This window comes from Chachezhania antarctica, from assembly GCF_003646465.1.
GTDB lineage: Bacteria > Pseudomonadota > Alphaproteobacteria > Rhodobacterales > Rhodobacteraceae > Chachezhania > Chachezhania antarctica.
On sequence record NZ_QZEX01000015.1, the window covers coordinates 35,962 to 50,857 of the forward strand.

The 14,896-nt window shown below is 64.0% G+C and carries 11 protein-coding genes; 3 read left to right on the forward strand and 8 right to left on the reverse strand.

Annotation, left to right across the window (positions count from 1 at the left end):
• Positions 1-50: 50 nt before the first annotated feature.
• From D4754_RS21040 to D4754_RS21055, 5 genes are read right to left on the reverse strand one after another with little or no spacing between them, the layout of a single operon-like run.
• Positions 51-959 (reverse strand): dihydroneopterin aldolase, encoded by a 909-nt coding sequence (locus D4754_RS21040; protein ID WP_121067743.1) that lies wholly within the window; start codon positions 957-959, stop codon positions 51-53.
• A gap of 54 nt (positions 960-1,013) precedes the next feature.
• The gene (locus D4754_RS24140; RefSeq protein ID WP_163026015.1) at positions 1,014-1,199 is read right to left on the reverse strand and encodes a hypothetical protein; all 186 of its coding nucleotides are present in this window, start codon (positions 1,197-1,199) and stop codon (positions 1,014-1,016) included.
• A gap of 39 nt (positions 1,200-1,238) precedes the next feature.
• The gene (locus D4754_RS21045) at positions 1,239-2,228 is read right to left on the reverse strand and encodes an NAD(P)H-quinone oxidoreductase (RefSeq protein WP_121067746.1); all 990 of its coding nucleotides are present in this window, start codon (positions 2,226-2,228) and stop codon (positions 1,239-1,241) included.
• A gap of 20 nt (positions 2,229-2,248) precedes the next feature.
• Positions 2,249-3,127, reverse strand: a complete 879-nt coding sequence (gene sucD, locus D4754_RS21050; RefSeq protein ID WP_121067749.1) for a succinate--CoA ligase subunit alpha — start codon at positions 3,125-3,127, stop codon at positions 2,249-2,251.
• Positions 3,128-3,140: 13 nt separating this feature from the next.
• Positions 3,141-4,295, reverse strand: a complete 1,155-nt coding sequence (locus D4754_RS21055; RefSeq protein WP_121067752.1) for a succinate--CoA ligase subunit beta — start codon at positions 4,293-4,295, stop codon at positions 3,141-3,143.
• Positions 4,296-4,421: 126 nt separating this feature from the next.
• Here D4754_RS21055 and D4754_RS21060 point away from each other — a divergent pair, with 126 nt between their 5' ends.
• The 3 genes from D4754_RS21060 to fdhF all read left to right on the forward strand — a co-directional run bounded on the left by D4754_RS21060 (position 4,422) and on the right by fdhF (position 9,852).
• On the forward strand, positions 4,422-5,303 hold the full coding sequence (locus tag D4754_RS21060) for a LysR family transcriptional regulator (RefSeq protein WP_121067755.1): 882 nt from the start codon (positions 4,422-4,424) through the stop codon (positions 5,301-5,303).
• An 87-nt stretch (positions 5,304-5,390) separates the two neighbouring features.
• A complete protein-coding gene (locus D4754_RS21065; RefSeq protein WP_121067758.1) occupies positions 5,391-7,082 on the forward strand; it encodes an NAD(P)H-dependent oxidoreductase subunit E in 1,692 nt (563 codons plus the stop codon).
• A gap of 1 nt (position 7,083) precedes the next feature.
• Complete coding sequence (gene fdhF, locus D4754_RS21070) at positions 7,084-9,852, forward strand: formate dehydrogenase subunit alpha (protein WP_121067761.1); 2,769 nt, start codon at positions 7,084-7,086, stop codon at positions 9,850-9,852.
• A gap of 78 nt (positions 9,853-9,930) precedes the next feature.
• Here fdhF and ppc read toward each other — a convergent pair whose 3' ends face one another.
• The 3 genes from ppc to sucC form a co-directional block, all read right to left on the reverse strand.
• Complete coding sequence (gene ppc, locus D4754_RS21075) at positions 9,931-12,636, reverse strand: phosphoenolpyruvate carboxylase (RefSeq protein ID WP_163026016.1); 2,706 nt, start codon at positions 12,634-12,636, stop codon at positions 9,931-9,933.
• A 143-nt stretch (positions 12,637-12,779) separates the two neighbouring features.
• Complete coding sequence (gene sucD / locus D4754_RS21080; RefSeq protein ID WP_121067767.1) at positions 12,780-13,661, reverse strand: succinate--CoA ligase subunit alpha; 882 nt, start codon at positions 13,659-13,661, stop codon at positions 12,780-12,782.
• Positions 13,662-13,665: 4 nt separating this feature from the next.
• Positions 13,666-14,859 carry an ADP-forming succinate--CoA ligase subunit beta gene (sucC, locus tag D4754_RS21085; protein ID WP_121067770.1) on the reverse strand — a complete coding sequence of 398 codons (1,194 nt, stop codon included), beginning with the start codon at positions 14,857-14,859 and terminating at the stop codon, positions 13,666-13,668.
• Positions 14,860-14,896 lie beyond the last annotated feature (37 nt).

Sequence of the window (14,896 nt, forward strand, 5' to 3'; positions counted from 1 at the left end):
CAGATTTCGGGGCACCGATAGCGAAGCCAATACGCGATGACAACGCGGTCCTAGAGGACGAGGTGGTCTACCAGCGCCAGCGGTGTGCCAAGCGCATCGCCCGTGCCCAGCCCGTAGATCAGTTCCGCGCCCACCTGGCGGGCGAACCATGCGGTCAGGGCCGGGCCGCGCATATCGTCCCGCACGCTTGCATCCCGCGCGCGGCGGACGATGCGGGAGGGTGCCCAGACGGCGAGGAAGGCCTTCTCCATGGCGTATTGCAACTCCGTCTGGCTTTCGACGACACAGCAGCGCGTGTCGCGCGCGGCGAGCTTCCACGCGGCCTGCTCCATCGCCAGAAGGTCGATCTGGCGTTGGGCGGGGCGGGTTTCGGCGTGCACAGACACGGTGCCCGGAGCGGTGGTCAGAATGACGGGCTGGCCCAGCGACAGGAACTGATCGAACCATTGGCCCAGGCGCGGGTCCTCCGCGGCGCGGTCCGATACCATCACGACGATGGGCGTCCCGGTACCACTGGATCGGCGCGCGGAGGCGGGCGCCTCTCCCTGGGGCTTCGTGCGTTCGATTTCGACCCCCAGCTGGAATGGCCCGCGATCCAGCTTTTCGACGCACAGCGTCACATGGGTGATCATCGGCTGGGCCAGCAGCCGGTCGGCGATCCGCTCGGCCAGGGTTTCGAGGAGGTCGAGCCGTTCTTCGCCAAGCACCGCGTCGATCACCTGCACCAGCGTGTCGTAGCTAAGGATGTCGTCCACGTCGTCACCGGCGGGATGTTCGGGGGGCAGCGTTTCGACGGTCAGGTTGAAGCGCAGGGTCTGGTCTATCCCACGTTCCTCGTCGAACGCGCCGATCTCGGTTTCGCGGACGTAGTTGCGCAGCAGCAGGCGGTTGGCCGTGCGGGGCGCAGGGGCGACATGTTCGGCCAGCAGGTCGTACCGGATCTCTGCCGGGCGGTTCATGTGCCGCCCCCCGGATGGGGGGACGGCATGGTGATGTTCAGGAGCATGCCCATCCTATTCTGCCACGCTCGGGACCGTGGCCCCGGCGGTCCGCTTGGTCTTGCAATCGAAGATGTGGCCTGCGGCGAAGGACATGATCGCTGCACCGAAGGACCAAAGCGCGCCCATAGCCCAGGTACCGATCGGCTTGCCGATCAGCGGCACCGAGTATTCCGATACAGAATTCCAAGGTCTGGGCATGGGGCCTCCCCGTATTGGCCTGTCGGGTGCCAGAGGGTGTTATGGTTTCAGCAGTATTTTTCCGTGATGGGTGGCGCTTTCCATCATCCGGTGGGCCTCGGCGGCCTCGGACAGGGGCAGGACGGCGTGGGTCACGCTGCGCAACGTCCCGTTTTCGAACAGCGGCCAGACCTTTTCGCGCACGTCTGCGGCGACCCTCGCCTTGAACTCCTCGGGCCGCGACCGCAGCGTCGAGCCGGTGTAGCTGAGCCGTTTCAGCATGATCGGCATCAGGTCGATTTCCACCTTCGAGCCACCGTTGAACGCCAACTGCACCAGCCGCGCATCATGGCGCGCGGCCTTGATGTTGCGGGCCACGTAGTCGCCGCCGATGATATCCAGGATGATGTCCATGCCCCCGGCCTCGCGGCAGATGGCGACGAAATCCTCGGTCTTGTAGTTGATCGTCGTCGTGGCCCCCAGAGAGGTGGCGAAGGCCGCGGCCTCGTCCGATTCGACGGTGGTGAAGACGTTCAGCCCAAGGCCCTTGCCCAGCTGGATCGCGGTGGATCCGATGCCGCCCGATCCGCCATGGACCAGGAAGTTGCCGTTTTCGGGGATGGCGTGGTCAAGGAACACGTTGCTCCAGACCGTGAAGAAGGTCTCGGGCAGGCCCGCGGCGTCGACCTCGTCCACGCCTTTGGGAACCGGCAGACAGTGGTCGGCGCGGACGGCCACGTATTCGGCATAGCCGCCGCCATTGGCCAGCCCGCAGACGCGGTCTCCCACGTTCCACATATTCTGCCCGTCGCCCACGGCCACGACTTCGCCCGAGATTTCCAGCCCCAGCAGGTCGGACGCACCCTTGGGCGGCGGGTAGTGGCCGCGGCGCTGCACCATGTCGGGGCCGTTCACGCCTACAGCGGTGACGCGGATCAGGACTTCGTTCGGGGCAGGGGCGGGAACGGGACGGGTCCCGAGATGCTGGACCTCGGGACCTCCGAATTCCTTGAGTTCAATGACATTCATATCGCTTGGCAGGTCGGTCATGCGCTTTCCCAGATGCTTGTTCAGGCAGGAACCGGCACCGTGCCGATAGCCGCGACCACGTCATCGGCGGTATTGGCAATGGCAACGCCGGCATCGCGCAGAACGTCTATTTTTTCCGCGGCCGAGGCCAGCCCGAATGTCGAAAGCGTGCCCGCGTGTCCCATGCGCCGGCCCTCTGGCGCATGACGGCCCACCACGAGCGCGACCACCGGCTTGCCGAAGTTGACCGATTTCAGATAGGCGGCCGCTTCTTCCTCTTCCCGGCCGCCGATCTCGCCAACCAGCACCACGGCTTCGGTTTCCGGATCGTCCTTGAACCGCTTCAGGCAGTCGACGAAGTCGACCCCGTGCAGCGTGTCGCCGCCGATGCCCACGGTGGTCGACTGGCCCAGCCCGGCTTTCGAGCATTGCGCCAGGATTTCCGAGGTCAGCGACGCCGACCGGGACGCGATCCCGATATTGCCGGGCTTGGCATCTACCGTCGGCATGACGCCGATCTTGCACTGGCCCGGTGTCAGGATGCCTTGGGAATTGGGCCCGATCAGCATCGTGTCTGACTGGCGCAGGGCGGCCTTCACGCGGGCCATGTCGTGCTGCGGCACGCGTTCGGTCACGCAGACCACAACGCCGATACCGGCCTCGATGGCCTCGATCATCGCATTGGCCGCGAAAGGCGCGGGCACGATCACCAGCGATGCATTGGCGCCGGTGCCTTCGACCGCTTCACTGACGCTGTTGAACAGCGGCAGGTCCAGATGCCGCCGCCCGCCCTTGCCGGGGCGCACGCCGCCGACATAGGTGGCGCCGTAGCGCATCGCCTGATCGGTGTAGAAGGTCCCGGCCCGGCCGGTCATCCCCTGCACGATCACACGGGTGTCGGCGTTCACGAAGATGGACATGTCCCGGCCCTCCCTAGCGCGCGATTTCGACGGCACGCGCGACGGCGGCGGTCATGGTGTCGTGGATTTCCACCGGGATCTTGCGCTCCCGCAGGATCCGCGTGCCCCATTCGGCGTTCAGGCCCGCCAGCCGGGCGACCACCGGCAGGTGCCGTTTCGACCGGGAATAGGCGAAGGTCAGGCCCTCGGCGACCGTGTCACACGAGGTCATGCCGCCGCCATGGACGTTCAGCAGGATCACCTTTGCCTTCGGTTCGTCCAGCAGCAGGGACACGCCCTTGCCGATGTCGAAACTGGTGGCGGTGGTGCGGATGTCCATGAAGTTGGCGGGCGCGCCGCCGGCATCGAAGATCATGTCGGTCGTCGCAAGGCCAAGGCCCGCGCCGTTCGACACGATGCCGATATTGCCCTCCATCCGGACGAGGTTGATGTTGTTCCGTGCGGCTTCCATCTCGGTCGCCGTCAGGCCCTGTTTCTCGACAAGGGGTTCGAATTCGGGATGGCGGAACAGCGCGCTGCCGTCGATCGCGATCTTGGCGTCGATGGCCACCCATTTGCCGTCGGAGGTGCGGGCGAAGGGGTTGATCTCCAGCAGGGTCATGTCGTTTTCGACAAAGGCCTCGCGGGCGGCCAGGATCATGTTGACGGGTGCGTCGGCCTCGATCCCGATGCCCTTCAGGAAATCGGTCAACTGCGAGCGCGTGTCAGGTCCGTCCCGCCCCAGCGTCATCCTCTTGACCGTGTCGGGATCCATTTTCGAGCGCTGTTCGAACTCCACCCCGCCTTCGGACGAGGCCAGCAACAGCACTTCGCCTGTCGCCGTATCCAGCGCCAGCGCGATGAAGTAGCTTTGTGCCAGGTCCATCGCCTGTTCGACGTAGATCGACGAGACGAGCTCCCCCGAACTGCCGGTCTGCGCGGTGACGAGGGTCGAACCCAACATCTTCCGGGCTTCATCCGCGACGGCCGATGGCGTCGCCGCGAACTTCACGCCGCCGGCCAATCCGCGGCCGCCGGCCACGATCTGGGCCTTCACCACGTATTTCCGCGCGGCGATGGCGGCACAGGCCTGCGCGGCCTCGTCAGCCGAACGCGCAAGCCTGCCCGCAGGAACCGCAATCCCGTACTGGGACAACATTTCCTTCGAAAGGTGTTCCGAAAAATACATCCTAGCACTCCTCCCCGAATGCCTGATATCTGGTCCTTGGTATACCACGGTACCGCCGGAGTCAACGCAACTGGCGAGAGGTGGGGTATTGTTGTACGCCGGAAAGCGATCAAGCGAGGATGCCAGGTGATAGATCTGAAGGATTTGCAGTGTCTCAGCGCGCTGGCGCGGCACAAGCATTTTGCCCGCGCGGCCAAGGATTGCGGAATCTCCCAGCCGGCGTTCTCCATGCGCATCCGCAAGATCGAGGAGCGTCTTCAGACCTCGATCGTGAAGCGCGGTAACCGGTTCCAGGGGCTGACCGACGACGGCAACATGATCGTGCGCCACGCGCGCAGCATCATGGACAAGGTCGAATTCTTCGAACAGGAATACCGGTCGTCGAAGGGGCAGATCTCGGGCTCGCTGAAGCTGGGGGTGATCCCCACGGCGCTGGGCTATGCCGGGCATCTGCTGATCGACCTGCGCCGGGAATTTCCCAACATCGTCGCCCGGATCGAAACCGCGTCGTCGCTGGCGATACACCAGGGGATCGAGGACGGCCGCTTTGACGCCGGGATAACCTACACGGATGGTGCGCCCGCCGATTTCCTTCAGGTCGAGCCCCTTTACATCGAAACCTACGAACTTCTGGTGCCCTTCGCCATCGCGCCGCGGGTCAACGGTGCGGTCACATGGGCCGAGGCCGCGAAGCTGCCGCTGACACTGCTGGAGCCCGGCATGCAGAACCGCCGGATCGTCGATCAGGTCTTCGAACATGTCGGCGCCACGCCCAACGTGATCGCGGAAACCAGCGGTTTTACATCGGCCATCGTGATCGCTGTTGAAGGTCTGGCCGCGACGGTGGTGCCGAAAGGGCTGGTCAAATCACTGGGCGGATCGTCGGGAGCCGCCACGCTGCCGCTGATCGATCCGGTCGTGGAAAAATCGGTCAGCCTTGTCACCGCGATCCGCGAGGAGGGGATGCCGATTTTGCAGGCCCTAAGGTCGGTGGTGGACAAGTCTTGATAAGGATTGGTTATCGTGGCTTAATGCATCGCGATTTTACAATGTGAGATCCTTATGCCAGCTTCACCCCGTCGAAGGAGGGGTGACATGGCACCATTGGACGATCAAAAAGGCATCTGGAAGAAGAAGGGGACCGGCAAGAGCCGCAAGACCCCGAAGGGTCGTCAGTATGACGATATCGCTCTTTCGGAAGTGCGGGCCCTGCTGGGAGACCAGCCGCGCCGTAGCGACCTGCTGATCGAATTTCTTCATCTGATTCAGGACGCTTACGGCCATCTGTCGGCGCAGCATATCTCGGCCCTGGCCGATGAGATGCGCATGGCGCAGGCAGAGATCTACGAGGTCGCGACCTTCTATGCCCATTTCGATGTCGTGCGGGAGGACGAGACACCCCCGCCGTCATTGACCATCCGAGTCTGCGATTCGCTGTCCTGCGAAATGGCGGGCGCCGCGCAATTGCAGAAAGCTCTGGAAGACGGGCTGGATCCGTCAGAGGTTCGCGTTGTCCGCGCGCCCTGCATGGGCCGCTGCGATACCGCGCCCGTGGTCGAATTGGGCCATTTCCACGTCGACAACGCCACGCCTGAAAACGTCATGGCAGCGGTCGAGGCGAAGCATACCCATCCCATGATCCCCGATTACACCCGCTTCGACGCCTATGTCGCCGAAGGCGGATACGAGACGCTGAAGGACCTGCGCGCCAACGGCAACTGGGAAGCCGTCCAGACCAAGATTCTGGATGCCGGCCTGCGCGGCCTTGGCGGGGCGGGTTTCCCGTCCGGCAAGAAATGGGGCTTCGTGCGCGCCAATCCCGGCCCGCGCTTCCTGGCCGTGAACGGCGACGAGGGCGAGCCCGGCACGTTCAAGGACCGCTACCTGCTGGAGCGCGATCCGCACACTTTCCTGGAAGGCATGCTGATCGCCGCCTGGGCGGTCGAGGCCGACAAGGCCTTCATCTACATGCGCGACGAATATCCGGCGATCCTGCATCTTCTGAAGGAAGAGATCGCGGCGCTGGAGGAGGCCGGCATCGTGACGCCCGGCTACATCGACCTGCGCCGTGGTGCGGGGGCCTATATCTGCGGCGAAGAAAGCTCGATGATCGAATCGATCGAGGGCAAGCGCGGCCTGCCGCGTCACCGCCCGCCCTTCGTGGCGCAGGTGGGGATCTTCAACCGCCCGACACTGGTCCACAATGTCGAGTCGCTCTACTGGATCGCGCGGATCAACCGCTTCGGTCCCGAGGAATTCAGCTCTGTCGAGAAGAACGGTCGCAAGGGGCTGCGGAACTATTCCGTGTCCGGACGCGTCAAGAACCCGGGCGTTCACCTGCTGCCCGCCGGGTCAACCATTCTCGACATTATCGAGGCAGCAGGTGGAATGCTGGAGGGCCATGAGTTCAAGGCCTACCAGCCGGGCGGCCCATCATCCGGTCTCCTCCCTTCTTCACTGGATGATGTGCCGCTCGACTTTGATACGCTGCAACCGCATGGCTCCTTCATCGGGTCCGCCGCGGTGGTGGTCCTGTCCGACAAGGACAGCTGCCGGGATGCGGCGCTCAACATGCTCCGGTTCTTCGAAGACGAAAGCTGCGGGCAGTGCACCCCTTGTCGGGTGGGCTGCGAGAAGGCCGTGAAGCTGATGCAGGCGGAGCACTGGGACCAGGAACTGCTGGAAGATCTGTGCGTCACGATGGTGGATGCCTCGATCTGCGGCCTGGGACAGGCGGCGCCGAATGCGATCCGTCTGACCATGAAACATTTTAGCGAAGAGGTGTGACATGCCCGACGGCGCGCCTGTAGCAATGATTACCTTCAGCCTGAACGGGGAGGACGTCACCGTTCCCGAAGGCTACACGATCTGGGAAGCGGCCAACGGCCGTGGCCTGAAGATCCCGCACCTGTGCCACAAGCCCGAACCCGGCTACCGGCCCGACGGCAACTGCCGGGCCTGCATGGTGGAAGTGGAAGGCGAGCGGACGCTCATCGCCTCGTGCATCCGCCCCGTGGCGGACGGCATGAAGGTCACGACCGACAGCGACCGTGCGAAGAAATCCCGCGAAATGGTGATGGAGCTGCTGGTCGCCGATCAGCCCGAAGTGGCCCATGATCAGTCGTCGCATTTCTGGGACATGGCGGAACTGAACGGCGTGAAGGAAAGCCGTTTCCCGAAGATGGAGCCGCAATCGGTTCCGCTTCTGGATGCCAGCCACGTCGCGATGAACGTGAACCTCGATGCCTGCATTCACTGCAACTTGTGCGTCCGCGCCTGCCGCGAAGTGCAGGTGAACGACGTGATCGGGATGGCGGGCCGCGGGCATGAAGCCAAGATCGTCTTCGATCAGGACGATCCGATGGGCGCGTCGTCGTGCGTGGCGTGTGGCGAATGCGTTCAGGCCTGCCCGACGGGCGCGCTGATGCCGGCCTCCGTGCTGGATGAAACCCAGGCCGGGGACAGCAAGGATTTCGACCGCGAGGTCGATACCGTGTGCCCCTATTGCGGTGTGGGCTGCCAGATCTCGCTCAAGATCAAGGACGACAAGATCCTTTATGCCGAAGGCATCGACGGGCCGGCGAACGAAAACCGCCTGTGCGTCAAGGGCCGGTTCGGCTTCGACTATATTCACCACCCGCATCGCCTGACGAAGCCGCTGATCCGTCGCGACGACGCGCCGGCCAAGGGGTTGAATGTGGATCCCGGCAACCTGTCGACCCATTTCCGCGAAGCGACATGGGATGAGGCACTGGATTTCGCCGCCAATGGCATGAAGGGCCGCGGGCGCGAAATCGCCGGCTTCGGCTCGGCCAAGTGTTCGAACGAAGAGGCGTATCTGTTCCAGAAGATGATCCGCCAGGGCTTCGGGCACAACAACGTCGACCACTGCACGCGTCTGTGCCACGCCTCGTCAGTGGCCGCGCTGATGGAGAACGTGGGTTCGGCCGCCGTGACCGCGACCTTCAACGAGATCGAGAATGCGGACGTGGCCATTGCCATCGGCTGCAACCCGATCGAAAACCACCCCGTGGCTGCAACTTATTTCAAGCAGTTCACCAAGCGGGGCGGCAAGCTGATCGTCATGGATCCGCGCGGGCAGGGCATGAAGCGCTTTGCGAGCCACATGCTGCAGTTCCGCGCCGGCGCGGACGTGTCGATGCTGAACGCGATCATGCACGTGATCGTCGAAGAGGAGCTTTACGACCGCCAGTACATCGAAGCGATGACCGAAAACTGGCCGGCGATGAAGGAGCACCTGAAAGGCTTCCCGCCCGAGAAGATGCAGGAAATCTGCGGCATCGATGCCGAGACCCTGCGCGATGTCGCCCGTACCTTCGCTGGTGCCAAGGCAGGCATGATCTTCTGGGGCATGGGCATCAGCCAGCACATCCACGGCACCGACAACTCGCGCTGCCTGATCAGCCTTGCCCTGATGTGCGGGCAGGTGGGGCGGCCGGGGACCGGCCTGCATCCGCTGCGCGGTCAGAACAACGTGCAGGGCGCGTCCGACGCGGGCATGATCCCGATGTTCCTGCCGGACTACCAGACCGTGACCGACGATGGCGTGCGTTCTGCCTTCACCGACGTGTGGAAATCGGAAGACTTCTCGAGCGAGAAGGGCCTGACCGTGGTCGAGATCATGGATGCGATCCACGATGGCGAGATCCGCGGCATGTACATCCTGGGTGAGAACCCGGCCATGTCGGACCCGGATGTCGACCATGCGCGGGACGCTCTGGCCAAGCTGGACCACCTTGTCGTGCAGGACATCTTCCTGACGGAAACGGCGAACTATGCCGACGTGATCCTGCCGTCTTCGGCGTGGTACGAAAAGACCGGCACCGTGACGAACACCAACCGGCAGGTCCAGATGGGCCGGCCCGCGGTGCCGCCGCCGGGCGATGCCAGGGAAGACTGGTGGATCGAGGTCGAACTGGCGAAGCGTCTGGGCCTGAACTGGACGTACACGCATCCCAGCGAAATCTTCGCCGAGATGAAGTTGAACATGAAGTCGTTCGACAATATCACGTGGGAACGTCTGGAACGAACCGCCGTGACCTACCCGTCGCTCAGCCCCGAAGATCCGGGCCAGGCGATCGTGTTCGGCGATGCGTTCCCGCGGGAAGAAGGCCGGGCCAAGTTCACGCCCGCCAACGTGATTCCGCCGGACGAGACGCCGGATGCGGAATACCCGTTCATCCTGATCACCGGCCGTCAGCTGGAACACTGGCACACCGGGTCGATGACCCGCCGTGCCTCGGTTCTCGACTCGGTCGAACCGGAAGCGAACTGTTCGCTGCACCCCAAGACGCTGCGCGAACTTGGCGTGGAACCGGGCGGCTATATCCAGCTGTCGACACGGCGCGGGTCGGTCGTGGTCATGGCGCGGTCTGACCGGGCGGTGTCCGAGAACAACGTCTTCCTGCCCTTCGCCTATGTCGAGGCGGCGGCGAACATCCTGACGAACTCGGCCCTTGATCCCTTCGGCAAGATCCCGGAGTTCAAGTTCTCGGCCGTGCGCGTCGAGAAGGCGGAACTGGTCGCGGCCGAGTAAGCCGCGACACCGACCCAAAGAAATCGCCGCCGGACTGGAAGGTCCGGCGGCGATTTGCGTTTTCGTGGCAGGGGCCTGTCAGCCCGTGTTGCGCAGGCCCGATGCCACCCCGTTGATCGACAGCAGGATGCCGCGCTGAAGACGCTCGGACGCTTCATCAGTTGACCGGGATTTCTTCAGCAGCGCCACCTGGATGTGGTTCAGCGGGTTCAGGTAGGGGCTGCGGTCGCTTTCGGTGACAGGCCGTTTGCCGGTGATCTTCTCTATCGCGTCGACCGTCGCTTCCCATTCCGCCGTGATGCGCGAGAAGATCCGGTCGCGCAGCGCCTTGTCTTCGACAAGGTCGGCATAATGCGCGGCGATGGTCAGGTCGCTTTTTCCGATCACGGATTCGATCTTGGAGATCATCTCCGTGAAGAACGGGATGTCGTGGTAGAGGTTCGCGAGTTCGGTCGATGCGCCGCCGGGATTGTCCTTCTCCCATTCCGCCACGGCCGTCCCGAACCCGTACCAGCCCGGCAGCATGATCCGGCATTGCGCCCAGCTGAAGACCCACGGGATCGCCCGCAGCGACGTGATCTCCCGCGTTTTCGCGCGGGAGGCGGGGCGGGAGCCGATGTTCAGCGACGCGATCTCGCTGATGATGGTCGAGGACCAGAAGAAGTCCTCGAACCCCTCGGTTTCGAACACCAGCTCGCGATAGGCGCGGAAGGCGTGGTGCGACAGGCTTTCGAAGATCGCCTCGGCCTTGTCGGTGACAAGATCCTGACCGGGCAGCAGCGACGCCTGGATCGTGGCCGAAACGAGCGTTTCCAGGTGGCTGAACCCGATCTCGGCATTGGAATAGCGGGAGGATATGACTTCCCCCTGTTCCGTCAACCGGATCTGGCCATCCACGGCGCCGGGCGGCTGGGCGATGATCGCGTCGCGGGCCGGCCCGCCGCCCCGTCCGACCGACCCGCCCCGCCCGTGAAACAGGCGCAGCTTCAGGCCGCGGGCCTTGAAGAGCTTCACGAATTCCCGTTCGGCCTTGTACAACTCCCAGCCCGAGGTGACGAAACCGCCATCCTTGTTGCTGTCGGAATAGCCCAGCATGATTTCCTGCGTGCTGGCCTGCGCATCGACGACGCGCTTGTATTCGGGCAGGTCCATCAGGTCGCTGATGACCTGCGGGCCGACCTGCAGGTCGGCGATTGTTTCGAACAACGGCACCACGGCCAGCGCGCAGGTCCCATCGGGCGCGACAAGACCTGCCTCCTTCAGCAGGACCAGCAGTTCCAGCACGTCCGACACGCTCTGCGCGTTCGAGATGATGGAGGTCGTGATCGCCTTGGGGCCGAACCGCTCCACGATGTCACGCGCCGCGCGCAGGATGCCCATCTCGTCTTCGGTGGCGTCGGAATAGGTCCAGTAGGGGCGGCGCAGGGCGCGCGGAGAGTTCAGTTCCTGCCGCAGCAGCGCGATGCGGTCGTCTTCAGAGAGGTCGCTGTACCCCGTGCCCGGTGTCACGGCTTCGAACAGTTCGGCCACCGTCGCCTCGTGCACGGAGGAGTTCTGCCGCAGATCGACCGTCGCCAGATGAAACCCGAAGCTGCGCACCTTGCGGCGCAGGTCCAGCAGGCGGCCGGTGGCGATGATCTCCCCCTGATTGGTGCGAAGCGATACGTCGATGGCATCGAGATCCGCCAGAAATTCTTCTGGTTGCCCATAGGCACCGGCCTCGAACGTGGCGCGGGGGCGGGGGGCGTCCGGGTCGATCTCCTGCAACGTCGTGGCCAGCCGCGCGAAGATCGTGCTCAGCACCAGCCGGTAGGGTTCGTCCATCCGGTGGCCCGAGGCGTCGGGCGATCTTTCGGCCATCGCAAGGATGTCGTCGTTCACGCCCATGACCCGGGTGGAGATCGACAATTCGCTGCCAAGCGCGTCGACTTCCGACAGGTAGTGCGCCAGCGCGTGGCCGGCCTGGAGGCGGAAGGCATCGCGCAGGACGGTTTCCGTCACGAACGGGTTGCCGTCGCGGTCGCCGCCGATCCACGTGCCGATGCGCAGGAAAGGGGGCATGGGCGTTGTGAACGGCAGGTCCATCGCCTCCTGCGCGGCTGTCATGATCTTGGGCACGGCCTGGAAGAAGGTATGGTCGAAATAGGCCAGCCCGTTGCGGATCTCGTCATTCACGGTCAGCTTCGTGCGCCGCAGCATGTGCGTCTGCCACAGCGTCGCGATCTCGCGCTCGATGGTGATGTCGATGGCCTTGATATCCAGCCCCACCGCCTTCGCGCGCGACCGTTCGTCCAGCAGGCGGACGATGGAAAATTCCGACCGCATGGTGCTTTGGCGGCGGATCTCGGTCGGGTGGGCGGTGAGGATGGGGGAGATGAGCGCTTCCTGAAAGAAGCTCTTGATCTGGTCTTCGGTAAAGCCCACGGCGCGCAGCTCTTCCAGCATGTCGCCTATCTGCGAGCCTTCGGCACGGCCCGAGGCCAGCACTTCCTGGTCCTGCGCGATGTTCAGGAGGTGCAGGAAATAGGTAAACGCCCGGACGACCTGAAGCGTCTGGGCTTCTGTCAAACCGTCGAAGGTCTGTTGCACATCGGCGTAATGCCGGGCGTCGCCGCTGCGATGATAGTCGACTGACGCGACGCGGATCTTTTCGATGATGCGGTAAGCCTCGTCACCTTCCTGCGCGCGCAGGACCTGGCCCAGCAACCTGCCAAGGAAGCGGATGCCGTCATCCGATGGTTTTTCGGGCGGCGCGGTGCGATCCAGGACTGAGGTGATGGCCAATGCGGTGACTCCCTGCGCGTGTCGTTCCAGTCGTCATGGGCCCCGTCGGATGGCGTGAGAATATCGTGGGCGGTCGCAGGAGCCTTCTTGATCGTCGTTGGTATGGGTGGCGGCATGACACGCACGCCGCCGCCCGTAGGCTATCAGCCAATGGCTTCGAGAACGGCCTCGCCCAGCCCGGCGGGGCTTTCGGCAACGACGATCCCGGCCGAACGCATGGCTTCGATCTTGTCCTCGGCACCGCCCTTGCCGCCGGCGACGATTGCGCCCGCGTGGCCCATGCGGCGGCCCGGAGGCGCCGTACGGCCGGCGATGAAACCGGCAACCGGTTTCTTGCGGCCTTTCTTGGCTTCCGACTTCAGGAACTCGGCCGCTTCTTCTTCGGCCGAACCGCCGATTTCGCCGATCATGATGATCGAATGCGTATCGTCATCGGCAAGGAACCATTCCAGCACGTCGATATGCTCCGTTCCCTTGATCGGGTCGCCGCCGATGCCCACGCATGTCGACTGGCCAAGGCCCGCCGCGGTGGTCTGGGCCACGGCCTCGTAAGTCAGCGTGCCCGAGCGCGAGACCACGCCACAGGTGCCGGGCTTGTGGATGTGGCCGGGCATGATGCCGATCTTGCAGGCGCCGGGCGTGATCACGCCGGGGCAGTTGGGGCCGACCAGCCGGGACGTGCTGTCGATCAGCGCGCGCTTCACGCGCATCATGTCCTGCACCGGGATGCCTTCGGTGATCGCCACGATCACTTCCATCTCGGCGTCGATAGCTTCGAGGATCGAATCTGCCGCGAACGGCGGCGGCACGTAGATCACCGTGGCATTCGCCCCGGTCACATGCTTCGCCTCGTGGACCGAGTTGAAGACGGGCAGATCCAGATGTTCGGTCCCGCCCTTGCCGGGGGTCACGCCGCCGACCATCTTGGTGCCGTAGGCGATGGCCTGTTCGGAATGGAAGGTGCCTTGCGAGCCGGTCAGGCCCTGGCAGATCACCTTGGTGTTTGCGTCGATAAGAACAGCCATTCGATTACCCTTTCACCGCGGCCACGATCTTTTCGGCGCCGTCTTTGAGATTGTCCGCAGCGATCACGTTCAGGCCCGAGGAGTTGATGATCTCCTTGCCCTGATCGACATTCGTACCTTCGAGGCGCACGACAAGCGGCACCTTCAAGCCGACTTCCTTCACCGCCGTCACTACGCCTTCCGCGATCACGTCGCAGCGCATGATGCCGCCGAAGATGTTCACGAGGATGCCCTTCACGTTCGGGTCGCTGGTGATGATCTTGAAGGCTTCGGTCACCTTCTCGGTGGTGGCACCGCCGCCCACGTCAAGGAAGTTGGCCGGGTTCGAGCCGTAGAGCTTGATGATGTCCATGGTGGCCATCGCAAGGCCCGCGCCGTTCACCATGCAGCCGATTTCACCGTCCAGCGCGATGTAGTTCAGATCGAACTTCGACGCTTCCAGCTCCTTCGGGTCCTCTTCGGATTCGTCGCGCAGCGCACCGATATCGGGGTGGCGGTAGATGGCGTTGCCGTCGAAGCCCATCTTGGCATCGAGACACATCAGGTCGCCGCCCTCGGTCACGATCAGCGGGTTGATCTCCAGCATGTCCATGTCTTTTTCGGTGAACAGCTTGTAGAGCGTGCCCATCAGCTTGACGCACTGTTTCACCTGGGCGCCTTCCAGCCCCAGAGCGAACGCAATGCGGCGGCCGTGGAAGGCCTGGAACCCGGTGGCAGGGTCGACCGAGAAGGACAGGATCTTTTCAGGCGTCGACGCGGCGACCTCCTCGATGTCCATCCCGCCTTCGGTTGAACACACGAAGGCCACGCGGCTGGTGACACGGTCGATCAGCAGGGCGAGGTACAGTTCGCGCGCGATGGCCGAGCCGTCTTCGATATAGATACGGTTCACCTGCTTGCCCGCGGGGCCCGTCTGGTGCGTGACCAGCGTACGGCCCAGCATGCGGCTGGCTTCCTGTGCGGCTTCTTCAACCGACTTGGTGACGCGCACGCCGCCCTTTTCGCCGGCATCGCATTCCTTGAAGCTGCCCTTGCCGCGGCCGCCGGCATGGATCTGCGCCTTGACCACCCAGACCGGACCGTCGAGTTCGCTGGCGGCCGACTTGGCCTCTTCGGCCCGTGTTACGGCGCGGCCGTCGCTGACCGGTGCACCGTATTGGCGAAGCAGCGCTTTCGCCTGGTATTCATGAATATTCACGCTTGGAATTCCTCCCTTGAAGTATGCCGTTCCGGCC